Origin of the sequence: Lyngbya sp. PCC 8106 (genome assembly GCF_000169095.1) — a bacterium.
Taxonomy (GTDB): Bacteria; Cyanobacteriota; Cyanobacteriia; order Cyanobacteriales; family Microcoleaceae; genus Capilliphycus.
Map to the genome: position 1 here is coordinate 1 of NZ_AAVU01000053.1, position 12,757 is coordinate 12,757.

A 12,757-nucleotide genomic window follows, 5' to 3' on the forward strand; every position below is an offset into this window, starting at 1 on the left:
GGGAGTCGAGGGAACTTCTACCCCACCTGAATTAATCGGATCATCCCCAATATTTCCGGGAGTTGTTGTGGGAACGTTTCCGGGAGTTGTTGTGGGAACATTTCCGGGAGTTGTTACAGCTTCTTGAGCAATTAAGAGATTATTCTCGAACGGCTCTGAATTTGTTTTAGTATTAATTGATTCTGCTAAACTCGATTGAGCAACTAGAGGTGTAATTCCTACTACCGCAGTCAAAGCAATAATTTTAGAGTTGAGTAAATTTTTAAAGTTAATCATTTGGGTAACTCCAAGTTACATGAATGAACAGTTATAAAAAACAACGTACTTATTATTATGAGGCAATCATTGCTGTTGTACATCTGTAACAAGAAAGATATCTTGAGAGAGAAACAAACCAAAAGATTAAACGTTCAATTGCTAATTTTTGCGAAGTTGATTCAGCATTTTTTTAGCCACAATCGCACCAAGAACAACTCCACCCACAATTTCAGCCGTTTTGACCGCTTTATCTACTTCTCCACCTGAATGTAGATGTTGTTTGAAAATCTCATCCTTTAGCCAATCTGTTGTAATACTTAAGTTATGAATGGGAATATGAAGTAACTCACTGAAGCGACAAGATTGTACCAGCCGACATCAAAGAAGCCTGAACATAACCGAGGAAGACCTAAAAGTTTTAATAGAGGATAAAAGGATTTAAGATCAGGTAAAGTCAGACTATAATTTATTAGGCATCGTCGCAAAATCCCTGCTTTGAGATTTGGTATTCCCCACACCTAACATTTATCCGCGCCATAGCCGATCGCGTATCTATCTACAGACAGAGAATTGACAATCAATTTTGAGGAAACGATTATGACTTCAACAGTTTCATCGACAGACCGAGTATTAGTTGCGGGTTCAACAGGTGGAGTGGGTCAGCTAACAGTCGCCAAACTTTTAGAAAAAGGGTTTCGGGTTCGGGTTTTAACTCGTAATGCCGAAAAAGCTCAGAAAATGTTTGAAAATAAAGTAGAGATTGGGGTTGGCGATATTCGCAACCTCTCTAGTTTACCGCCAGTCACCGAAAATGTTACTCAGATTATTTGTTGTGCTGGAACGACTGCATTACCTTCGACGAAGTGGGATTTTGACACCCTCCAACAGTCAACCGCACAACAAAGTTGGGCAGAATGGCTAAAAATCTATTTTGATGCTCAGTATCGCCGCAAACACGCCCAGAACAGTCCAGAACAAGTCGATGCCGAAGGGGTAAGTAACCTAGTCTCGGCTGCACCCAAAGACCTGAAACGGTTTGTATTTGTGTCTTCTGCGGGTGTTCTCCGCAAAAATCAATTGCCCTACAATCTTCTTAATGCGTTTGGGGTACTCGATGCTAAACAAAAAGGTGAAGAAGCTATTATTCGTTCAGGACTTCCTTACACAATTATTCGACCTGGACGGCTAATTGACGGCCCTTATACATCCTACGACCTGAATACATTGGTTAAAGCCACCACAGGCGGAAGATTAGGGGTTGAGGTGGGGGTTGGAGATCAACTCACAGGTCAAACCAGTCGGGTTGATGTGGCTTCAGCTTGTGTGGAATGTCTGAGTATTCCCGAAACCGAAGGTCAAACTTTTGAATTGGTCAACAAAGGGGTCAAACCCGAGAATGGGACGAACTGGAAAGCCCTGTTATCGAATTTGAGTTAAGGACTCGCCAACCTCTGTAACACCTGTGAGTTGAAAATCCGAGTTTATACAGAAGTTCAGGATAGATGGGTGGGGTGGGGTGACGATGATTACGGTTGTTAGCCTGTTGAGTCGTGACACCAGGGAGTTGAAAACCCGAGTTTATACGCAAATTCACGATAGATTGGCTCGGTTCAGTGACTCCCATCACCGTTGTTTACCTGTTGAGTTCACTCCATCTTTCCGTTATTCTCACCGAACCCCAAGAAGATGAGTCACTTCGCGAATTGGGAAAACAGGAGATTATCAATATATCGAGTTCAACCACTTACCCCATGCCTCAAGTTAACCTACTTCCCGGAGCCATCAACGAAATCATCGCCTCTGTCGCTGACAGCCAAAGCCTCTCCCAAACTGACCGTTATGGGTTAATGGCGGCGATGTTGGATGAGTCTTTGAGCGAAGATGATCATCGTTCAATTGACAGACTGTTACGCTCTGTGGTTAGAGGCTGGGTGCAAATCACAGCTTAAGCTGGTTGCCACCAACTTAGTCTACTCAACTCAACCCTGGCACTATTGAACTCGATGCGAATAGTGCTGGGGTTGTTTTTTAGATTGAAAAACTCAATAATTGACGAACGGTTAATTTGGCTTGACCGTCTTAACAAATTTTTGTTTAATCCTGCTGAAGTGAGGGTTTGCTAATTTATTTAATCCTTGTTTAATGATTTCTTATATATATTGCTTATTTAATGTCGAAATACCAAAATAATATGATCAGAGTTAGGATTTGTCCAACTCCTGTTAATCAAATCAGGGATGTATGTTCTCTGATGTCTGGACTAAAGACAGTCTATCTAAATATAGATTTCAACTGACTCTTTGATTGCGTACAATGCAATAAATCATTATAGTGAGATTAGATTTGTCAGTTTAGAGAATGTCTTGATCAGAGATGAACACCGCATCGAAAGATCCCTAAAAGATAATTTTATACTGAAAATCACACCTGTTCTCATCAACTACCATTCACACAAACTCACATGGAAACTTACGATGTAATTATTATTGGTGCAGGTCACAATGGTTTAACCTGTGCAGCTTATTTATTAAAAGCCGGATATAGTGTTCTGTTGTTAGAAAAGCGTTCAGTTCCTGGTGGTGCAGCGACAACAGAAGAACTTTTACCGAAAGAAGCACCTGGCTTTAAATTTAACCTCTGTGCGATCGATCATGAGTTTATTCACTTGAGTCCGGTTGTTCAAGAACTTGAACTGCATAAATATGGTTTAGAATATCTCTTTTGTGATCCGGTAGTCTTTTCGCCTCAACCTGATGGTAAATATTTCTTAGCCCACAAATCTGTTGAAAAAACCTGTGCGGAAATTGCTCGATATTATCCAAAAGATGCTGAACGTTATCGAGAATTTGTTAACTACTGGCAGCGTTTTATTAATGCAGCAACTCCGATGTTTAATGCACCGCCTAAATCAATTATTGATATTGCCCGCAACTATAATTCCGCAAATTTTAAAGATTTACTCTCAATGATTAATTCTATTGAGAAAAGTCTAGACTTTGTTCGCACGATGTTAAGCAGTTCTGAGGATGTTTTAAATGAGTGGTTTGACTCGGAGTTTATTAAAGCACCTCTGGCTCGTTTAGCCTCAGAATTAGGCGCACCTCCTTCTCAAAAAAATCTTGCTGTGGGGGCGATGATGATGACGATGCGACATAACCCGGGTATGGCTAGACCCAAAGGCGGAACGGGTGCTTTAGTACAAGCTTTAGTGAATTTGGTTCAGGCGAAAGGCGGTGTAATTTTAACGGAAAAATCTGTTAAAAAGGTGTTAGTTGATAATGGTCGTGCTGTGGGTGTTCAGGTCGATAATGGCACTGAATATCGAGCCACAAAAGGAATTATTTCTAATATTGATGCTCAACGTTTATTTCTGCAATGTATGGATGAAGCCGATGTGGATGCGGCTGATCCAAAATTACGTCAACGCTTAGAACGTCGGATCATTAATAATAATGAAACGATTCTTAAAATTGATTGTGCATTATCAGAACCGTTACGCTTTGAACATCACAATCATCAAGATGAATATTTGATTGGTTCTTTGTTAATTGCGGATTCTTTTAAACAGGTTGAAATTGCTCATCACGACTGCACAATTGGGAAAATTCCTGATGCTGATCCGTCCATGTATGCTGTTGTTCCCACGATGCTTGATCCGACAATGGCACCGGATGGAAAACATACTCTTTGGGTCGAATTTTTCGCCCCTTATCAAATTGATGGCGCTGAAGGAACGGGTTTAAATGGCACCGGATGGACGGATGAATTGAAACATAAAGTGGCAGATCGGGTGTTAGATAAATTAGCAGATTATTGTCCGAATCTCAAGCATTCAATCATCGCTCGACGAGTCGAAAGTCCGGCTGAACTCGGTGAACGTTTGGGCGCTTATAAGGGGAATTACTATCATATTGATATGAGTTTAGAACAGATGGTTTTTCTGCGTCCTTTACCTGAATTAGCCAATTATCGCACCCCAATTAAAGGATTATATCTCAGTGGGGCGGGAACTCACCCAGGCGGTTCAATATCAGGAATGCCGGGACGAAATTGTGCGCGAGTATTCATTTCTACTCAACAACCGATGTTTCAAATGTTAACTGAAGCCGGACAGTCTTTTCAATCCTTTACTAAAGCTTTTTTAGGAATTGTTTAGAACCGTAGGGGCGCTCTTGCTTGCGCCCAATTTTGAATCTATGTTGCGCCCAATTTTATTACGCCCAATTGTCGCCCTGTTTTAAATCCGATTTTGCCTCTTTTTTTACCTCCTATTCTTAATCTTATTTCCGAATACAAACATTCCGTAAAACAGTCATCGGAGTAATCTCTTTGAGGTGTTGTAGTTGTTCTTCAGTTTTCACCAACATCGCCCCGCAACATCCCAAAGAATTCACTAAAATCCCATCAAACCCTTCTTGAACTCGCGGAATTAACAGCATCCATTCTCGGGTCATCATTAAATTATAAGCCCCAGATTGTTTCCCTTTCATGCCATCTTCTCCGTGCAAACCCACTTTAGATAACAGGTTATAATAAAACTCTAATGTTGTGGCTGCGGCTTCTTCGGGAGAGTCAACTAAAAGCGGATCAAGACGTATTAAACCATGAATAAAAGGGAGTTGGGGACAGTTCCCAATCGCACCTAAAAATTGTGCTGAATTAATAGCAGGTTCAATCGGAACTTTAACCCCATTGGGAACTAAGGGAAGCGCGATTAATTGTAGATGTTTGTGTCGTTGACTCGCCCCTGCGTCTGCACCTGCGTTATAAAAAACAAACCCATCAATTTCAGCTAAACCCATCCACAAAGCTTCAAAATCTTGCAGGGTTAATAAATTTTCTTGTTCTTCAAATTCCCGGGTGACAATCAACAAATGATCATCGACAACATTATATTTATTCAGTAAACATAAATGAGTGGGTGACAAGTTAGCAACAAATAAATCTTCTTCATAGGGAAGAAACGGATTAAACGGTTTTCCAGAGGTTTCCGTTTTTTGCTCTTGTTGTTGTTTGGCTTTCTCTTTTCGTGCTAAATTGGAGACGATTCGCACAAAGAACAAAATGCCATCCTGTTCGATAAACTGATATTCAGTAGGGATAGACTGAAGCGCACCAGTTTGAAGTGCAAATTGGGTTTGTTCCTGAGTCCGTTTCCATAGTGTACCGGGTTCCAACATCATCGAACTCTTTTGACTAAACAACAAAAATAATACTGAGTCTATTATCTCCTAAACTGGAAACAATCGCAGTGATCTATCTGCTCTCTTATCGCTAATATCCGATGAATTTAAACCCCCTATTGTTAACACCAATTTCTGCAACTGATCGCGTTCATCGCCTGAGTGTCGCGCCGATGATGGATCGCACGGATCGCCATTTTCGGTATTTTATGCGCCAAATTACTAAGCGCACATTACTCTATACTGAAATGGTGACATCTGCGGCAATTATACATGGCGATCGCGAAAAACTTTTAGGCTTTTCTCCTGAAGAAAAACCCCTCGTTTTACAAATCGGAGGAGATCAACCCCAGGAGTTAGCAATTTGTGCAGAAATTGCCGAAGATATGGGCTATGATCAGGTGAATTTGAATGTCGGATGTCCGAGTTCACGGGTACAAGATGGCAATTTTGGGGCTTGTTTGATGGCGCAACCCCAACGAGTCGCCGAAGCGGTTTCAAAGATGCAACAACGAGTCAAAATTCCAGTCACAATTAAACATCGCATTGGGATAGATGATCGCGATCGCTATGAAGATATGGCGAATTTTGTAGAGATTGTTTCTCAATCAGGTTGTCAACAATTTACCGTTCATGCGCGGAAAGCTTGGTTACAGGGTTTAAGCCCAAAAGATAACCGAAATATTCCCCCGTTACGTTATGAAGATGTGCATCAGTTGAAACAAGAATTCCCCCATTTATTCATTGAAATTAATGGCGGGTTGACAATATTTTCTCAAGTTCACGAACAGTTAAAATCTGTGGATGCAGTGATGCTCGGACGTGCGGCTTACGATAATCCGTATTTATTTGCAACCGCCGATCAAGAATTTTATGGAGAAAAAACAACCCCTTTAACTCGTCATCAAGTCGTCGAATCAATGTTTCCTTATCTAGAATATTGGCTGAGTCGAGGCGTTAAACTCAATAGTATTATGCGCCATGTTTTACAACTCTTTAGCGGACAACCCGGAACGAAAGCCTGGAAACGTTATCTGAGTGAAAATGGTTATCTCGCAGGTGCAGGGGTTGAGGTCGTGCGAGAAGCGTTAACTCAAGTTCCTCAAAATAACGATTGATGTTGATCTAAACTCAATAAAAATAACTCAAGATGGGCAGTAAATGCCCACCTCTGGCAAACACGATGAAGTGTTTTTAAATGCTAATCAACAGCTAAGATTACATTGCTAGCTTTGACAACAGCATAGGCTTCTTTCCCCGCTGCCAAACCTAGTGCTTCCGCAGAAGCCTTAGAAATGATAGAAACCACTTCTACGCCGGGAGCAACCTCAAGAACGACTTCTGTATTAACAGCTCCTTCGTGTACTGCTTTAATGGTTCCTTTTAGGGAATTTCTTGCACTAATTTTCATGGATTCACCCTCATTGGTTGTTAAGGTTGGGTCGGTTTTTTATTATCGTTTAAACATACCGTTCCAGCATACGACTATACCATAAAAGCGAGATTAATCAAACATTAATTTTTTTAGACTCGACTTGACAAAAAAGGGGGAAAGCACCCTTACCCCCCTATAATTTAAAACGATCAAATTGTCAATCTAAAATGTTATGAATTCTCGACGAGAACTTGAAAATTATTCCGACTATTTCAAGGCGGCTAATACCGTATCGTGAATAATGCCATTACTAACAACAACCCCCTGATTTTCCATCATCTTCGGTTTAGAAGCAAAATCTAATGGCTTACCGTGCATATCTGTAACACGCCCGCCTGCTTCTTCGACAACGATCGCCCCTGCTGCATGATCCCAAATATTCTCGCGGTAGTCGGGAGACTTGGGAGAAGGAAGCCGTAAATAAAGCGCCGCCTGTCCTGAAGCCACCGCCCCGTACTTGGCTTGAGAGTCCATCCGCACTGAATCGGCTTTAATTCCCACCGCTTGGGCGATCGCATTTTGTCGATCCTGATCACCGTGAGCAGATTCCACACTTTCGACAAAGCGCAAATTTGCGGTATCATCAGCTTTAACGACCCGAATAGGAGTCTGTTCGGCTGTCGCAAAGGGCATCATGATCGCCCCTTCACCCCGAACTGCCATAAATAACATTCCGGGTTTATGATTGGGAACGGGATAAGCCGGACAAGCCATCACCCCGACTTTCACTTCGCCATCTTCAATCAACGCCAAGGCGATCGCATATTGATCTTGACGCAAAAAGCCTTTCGTCCCATCAATCGGATCTAACGTCCAAAAACGCTTGCCCACTTGACCATTTCCCCGATCAATCCAGGTTGTCACCTGTTCGGATGTGGCATCTGCAATCTCACCTTTAACATATTCGGTGACTTTTGCCAAGTTCTCCGCCATTTCCGGCTTGCGTAACTCTGTCGCGTCTTCTTCCCCGACAATGGGATCATGGGAAAAGACTTCACTAATGGCTTTACAAATAATCGCCTGTGAACCCAAATCTGCTACGGTAACAGGGCTTTTATCGCCTTTTTCCATAGCGGGGGGAATATCCTGACGCACCTTTTCACACAATTTAGCGGCGGCTAATGTGGCTTCAATTGCAACTTGCTTTTCGCGATCGTAGGACATTTTATAGACTCCTGCTGCTCTCCATACCGAGTATAGCCGCAGTCTGATGGGTAATGTCTATTTTCAACCTCAAATCAAATCAATTCGTGAATTATGCCTCAAACTGAACCAATACAAGTTATTCAAATTTCCGATACTCATCTGTTTGCCAACCCTGATCAAAAAATGATGGGTTTAACGACTGCTGATTCTTTGATCGCAGTATTGGATCGGATTCGTCAACTCAATATTAATCCAGATGTCTTGCTAATCACAGGAGATTTGTCTCAAGATGAAACTAGCAAATCTTACCAACAGTTACAAGCGTTAATTCAACCGTTTAATACTTCCACCTATTGGATACCGGGAAATCACGATGATTTATCCGTCGCGGAATCTATTCTTAAAAAAACACCCATTTCAATTAAAAAAGCCTTTAATATCAGTAATTGGAAGTTTATTTTATTGAATAGTCAATGTCCGGGAAAAGTTCACGGTGAATTAACGCCTGAGTCTTTAAATGATTTAGACTCTCAGTTACAACAGCATCCCGAACAACCGACATTAATTGCCTTACATCATCCCCCTGTGCTAATTGGATCGGAGTGGATGGATAAAATTAAATTACGGAATTCAGAGGATTTATTTGCCGTCATTGATCGCTATTCTCAGGTTAAATTAGTGATTTTTGGGCATATTCATCAAGAGTTTGAAACCATTCGCAACGGAGTTGTTTATTGGGGTTGTCCTTCGACTTGTGTACAGTTCAAACCTCAGTCAGTAGAGTTGACTTTTGATCAGGTTGCAACACCCGGATTTCGAGTTTTAACGCTTTATTCTAATGGGGAATATAACAGCAAAATTGAACGAACAAGTTATCAGCTACCTAGCTATCCTAATCCTCAAGCTTTGCGGGAAATGCTGGCTAAAAGTCCCGGAATGTAAAGTTGAATAAATTCAGTAAAACCGCTTTTTTATGATCATAAAAATCCCAGTTGATTAAACAAACCGGGACTCTTGAAATTTGACGGAATTAAATCGATGAGTTAAGCAATTGTGACTTCTGAAGACAAATAGACATCTTGAATCAGATGAAAAAGTTTAACCCCTTCAGAAAACGGACGTTGAAATGTTTTTCGACCTGAAATTAATCCACATCCCCCTGCTCTTTTATTAATCACCGCAGTTCTGACCGCTTCCGCAAAGTCACTTTTTCCAGAAGCACCCCCAGAGTTAATTAAACCACTCCGACCCGCATAGCAATTGAGAACTTGATAGCGTGTCAAATCAATCGGATGATCGCTAGTAAGTTCAGAATAAACTAACTCATGAGTCCGACCATATTTTTCACCTGTAGCTTGAGCAACCGCCTCATAACCTCGATTACATTGAGGTAATTTTTGCTTGATAATATCGGCTTCTAGAGTGACACCTAGATGATTTGCTTGACCTGTCAAGTCAGCCGCTAAATGATAATCTTGATCTTGTTTAAAGATATCATTGCGAAGATAACACCATAATATTGTTACCATTCCTAATTGATGAGCCTGAGCAAAAGCTCGACTGACTTCTTGAATTTGACGGCTAGATTCGGGAGAACCAAAATATATTGTTGCTCCCACTGCAACGGCTCCTAAATTCCAAGCTTGTTCGACATTTGCAAACATAATTTGGTCGTGAGCGTTAGGATAGGTGAGAAGTTCGTTATGATTAAGTTTAACGATAAAGGGAATGCGATGAGCATATTTTCGGGACATCATTCCCAACACACCTAACGTCGTTGCAACGGCATTACAACCGCCTTCTAATGCAAGTTTGATAATATTTTCAGGGTCAAAATAAAGGGGGTTTGGTGCAAAAGAGGCGGCGCCAGAATGTTCGATTCCTTGATCAACAGGTAAGATCGAAAGATAACCTGTATTGGCAAGTCTACCTGTCGAATAAAGTTGTTGAAGACTTCGTAAAACTTGAGGATGGCGATCACTTTGAGTAAAAACTCGCTCCACAAAGTCACTACCCGGTAAATGCAATTGATCTTGAGGATATTTGGCTTTGTAAGTCAGTAAGCTTTTGGCTTCATCTCCTAAGTAAGATTCAATGGAAGAAGGGTTAGATAGAGTGGCAGTCATAGTATTAATATTTGTCTAGACAACTAAAAAGTAATGGTTTGACTCTCTGCAATATAGTTCTAATAAAGACCTATTAAAGTATAAAGTTAAAATCAATACATCACATCCCTCTTTAGACATAACAGTTACGGTATCGGAAGATAGACTTTTTAATCTTAATTTTTTATTCTTCTTCAAAATACATAAACTATGAAAATAAAAAAATTTATCTATATAGCAATAAGAAATCATGGGTAAGTGCGATCCTCGTTATCTTCTTCTGCATAAATCCAAATTAACTCTAAATTAGTTTGTAACTTTTGTAAAAGCTCATCAATGTGGATTGGTTTAGTAATTAAGTCATTACATCCATATTCTAGAGCTAATTTTTGGACTTGATTAGACGCACTTCCAGAAGCAACAATGATCGGTAAATTTTGATATTCTGAAGATAGACGTAACTGTTGAATCATTTCCAAGCCATCTAAAACAGGCATGATTAAATCTGTAATTACTAAATCCGGTTCAAAGGCTTTAACTTGTTCTATTCCTTGTTTTCCATTATCAGCTTCCTGAACAGTAAAACCCAATGATTCTAGTAAACGTTTGAAGACAGAACGATTTTCTGAGCGATCATCAACCACCAATATTTTATATTTATCACCACTAAAACCAATAATATTTTCACTCTCAAACATTGATTGAGGCGGCGTTTTTAAACGAACATCAACTGCATCAAATTGAAGTTGTTTAGTCTCAGATTTAGAGAGGTCTAACATTTCATTGATCAGTGAGGAGAGATGAAAACCACAATTGTAAATGACATCTAGACCCTCTTTTTGTTTTGCAGTTAAGTTGGTTTCTCGTTGTAAGATTTGAGCATAGCCTAAAATCCCATTTAAAGGTGTTCTTAACTCATGACTAACATTGGCAATAAGTTGACTTTTCGTTTGGTTTGCTGCTTCAGCTATTAGTTTGGCGTTCTGAAGTTCTGTGGTACGTTCTTCGACTCGTTGCTCAAGTTGATTATTGGCTTGTTTCAAAGCTGTATTCAACTGTTCTTTTATCCTTAGTGTTTCTGTTTGAGCCTGTTCTTTTTGTTCTTTAATTATATTAATTTTATCAGCTAAAGCCAGTGCTATACAGAGAGCTGTTGGTAAAATTTCTAAACCCGGATAAATGTTTAAAATCTGAAACTGGCTAGGAAGCAAATCCCAATTGGAAAATATTGTTAGGTTAACCAGTATTAATCCAAATAGTTGAGCAAAGAAAAAGTAACGAGCCTGTTTTTGTCCTCTACTCCAGGCTATTATGATCACAATAAAAATAGTCCAATAGGTCAGTAATGCTAACCCTAAAATGAAAATAAATATTATATTTGAATAGAAAAAAGTAGCTAAAATGATTGAAAAAGTTATTCCTATGAGTAAGCTGTTTAAGATTTTATCCCAGAAAGGAGTTAAAACTTTTGTATTAATAAATGTTGTAGTAAATTTAATGAAACTCAGTAAAAATAGACCGAGTGTGACTGAAAAAATATGATCATTTAATCCGGGTTTGTCAATCCATAAGTCTTGATTAGTAAATCCATTCCTGAAACTGTTAAAAGTCATATTTGTAAATAAAAATAAGACATAGTAACCATAACTTTTATCCCGTAAAGTCAACCAGAAAAATAAGTTGTACCCAATCATAATTAGCATGAAACCATAGTAAATCCCAAAGATGAATCCTTCGGTTTGTAAGTGCTTCATCAAAGCATCAACAGACCATAGACTCAAGGGAATATTCATTAAACCTGTTGTTTGCAAACGTAGATATATTATTTGTTTTGTTTGAGGCGGTAAATAGAGTTTAAAAATAAAAAATCGATTGGGAAAATCCCGAGTAGAAAAGGGGAAAGCATATCCTGTTTTTTTGACAGAAAAGGAAGTTGAACTCTCCCCATGAGTAACTGGACTATAAAGCTCTATAGAAGATAAAGTTAACTGATCTAATTTTAAACGCCAATCTGTGTTTTTTTCTGTAGCATTTAAGACGGCAAAGCGCACCCAATAAACAGACTTTGTAAATCCTAAGTTGGGTATACTTTCCTGAATTTTAGTAAACTGACGGTTGTATTCAGATGAACTCACTTGTTCAATTGTTAGTTTTCTAGTTGGATCTTCTAAAAGTTCTACATTTAAACCTAGAGGATAGTACCCTTGTTCATGGGTCAACACGATAGTTTGGTCTGATAAAGCAGCATGAGAAGATGAACAGAGTAGGAATAGAGTCAAAAATGAGAAGATAATAATTGTTATAGTGTTAAAAATTTTAATCATCTAAAAATCCAATTAATCTTGTTTTTACTTCGGAAGTATGAGAGATTCAATCAAAAGATAAAAAATCGCAGTTGAACTTCGATCTGAATTATAGCGAAACTAATCTTCAATGAATAGATTTTTACAAGTTTTTCAGACAGACTTATAAACTTTTGCAGAAGAACGTTTTTGAATCCAATTTTGATTTGAATGAGTTTCTGTTAAGTTGGAGCGGATCTATGCAAATCTCTTGTCAGAGCAGTCTATGATGAGACTGATGCCCACCCTAGACAGCTAAACGGTTGTTTCTGGTCAGTCAGTAGAGTG

Annotated in this window: 11 protein-coding genes; 5 read left to right on the forward strand and 6 right to left on the reverse strand. The window is 39.5% G+C overall.

The annotated features are described in order from the left end of the window. The coding region (locus tag L8106_RS25315; protein ID WP_009787370.1) for a hypothetical protein at positions 1-276 on the reverse strand (276 nt) is incomplete at its 3' end. A 579-nt stretch (positions 277-855) separates the two neighbouring features. Between L8106_RS25315 and L8106_RS25320 the strand changes: the two genes are divergently transcribed. The 3 genes from L8106_RS25320 (at position 856) to crtO (ending at position 4,414) form a co-directional block, all read left to right on the forward strand. After that, positions 856-1,695: an SDR family oxidoreductase gene (locus L8106_RS25320; protein WP_009787371.1), complete on the forward strand. Its 840-nt coding sequence runs from the start codon at positions 856-858 to the stop codon at positions 1,693-1,695. Positions 1,696-2,009: 314 nt separating this feature from the next. After that, positions 2,010-2,207, forward strand: a complete 198-nt coding sequence (locus L8106_RS25325) for a hypothetical protein (RefSeq protein WP_039897234.1) — start codon at positions 2,010-2,012, stop codon at positions 2,205-2,207. Between the two features lie 512 nt (positions 2,208-2,719). Beyond that, positions 2,720-4,414: a beta-carotene ketolase CrtO gene (gene crtO / locus L8106_RS25330; RefSeq protein ID WP_009787373.1), complete on the forward strand. Its 1,695-nt coding sequence runs from the start codon at positions 2,720-2,722 to the stop codon at positions 4,412-4,414. 124 nt (positions 4,415-4,538) lie between these two features. Here the strand turns inward: crtO and L8106_RS25335 are convergent, their stop codons facing one another. After that, the gene (locus L8106_RS25335; RefSeq protein ID WP_198012996.1) at positions 4,539-5,438 is read right to left on the reverse strand and encodes a phosphorylase; all 900 of its coding nucleotides are present in this window, start codon (positions 5,436-5,438) and stop codon (positions 4,539-4,541) included. Positions 5,439-5,542: 104 nt separating this feature from the next. Between L8106_RS25335 and dusA the strand changes: the two genes are divergently transcribed. Continuing rightward, positions 5,543-6,559, forward strand: a complete 1,017-nt coding sequence (dusA, locus tag L8106_RS25340) for a tRNA dihydrouridine(20/20a) synthase DusA (RefSeq protein WP_009787375.1) — start codon at positions 5,543-5,545, stop codon at positions 6,557-6,559. Positions 6,560-6,642: 83 nt separating this feature from the next. Here dusA and L8106_RS25345 read toward each other — a convergent pair whose 3' ends face one another. Together L8106_RS25345 and L8106_RS25350 are read right to left on the reverse strand one after the other, a co-directional pair. Continuing rightward, a complete protein-coding gene (locus L8106_RS25345) occupies positions 6,643-6,852 on the reverse strand; it encodes a molybdopterin-binding protein (RefSeq protein ID WP_009787376.1) in 210 nt (69 codons plus the stop codon). Between the two features lie 231 nt (positions 6,853-7,083). Further along, the gene (locus L8106_RS25350; protein WP_009787377.1) at positions 7,084-8,040 is read right to left on the reverse strand and encodes a 3'(2'),5'-bisphosphate nucleotidase; all 957 of its coding nucleotides are present in this window, start codon (positions 8,038-8,040) and stop codon (positions 7,084-7,086) included. 93 nt (positions 8,041-8,133) lie between these two features. On the opposite strand from L8106_RS25350, the gene cpdA reads away from it, so the two are divergent. Continuing rightward, entirely contained in the window at positions 8,134-8,964 is an 831-nt protein-coding gene (gene cpdA, locus L8106_RS25355; RefSeq protein ID WP_009787378.1) for a 3',5'-cyclic-AMP phosphodiesterase, read from the forward strand. A 101-nt stretch (positions 8,965-9,065) separates the two neighbouring features. Here the strand turns inward: cpdA and L8106_RS25360 are convergent, their stop codons facing one another. Continuing rightward, entirely contained in the window at positions 9,066-10,148 is a 1,083-nt protein-coding gene (locus L8106_RS25360; protein ID WP_009787379.1) for a class I fructose-bisphosphate aldolase, read from the reverse strand. 227 nt (positions 10,149-10,375) lie between these two features. Next, complete coding sequence (locus L8106_RS25365) at positions 10,376-12,451, reverse strand: 7TM diverse intracellular signaling domain-containing protein (protein ID WP_009787380.1); 2,076 nt, start codon at positions 12,449-12,451, stop codon at positions 10,376-10,378. Positions 12,452-12,757 lie beyond the last annotated feature (306 nt).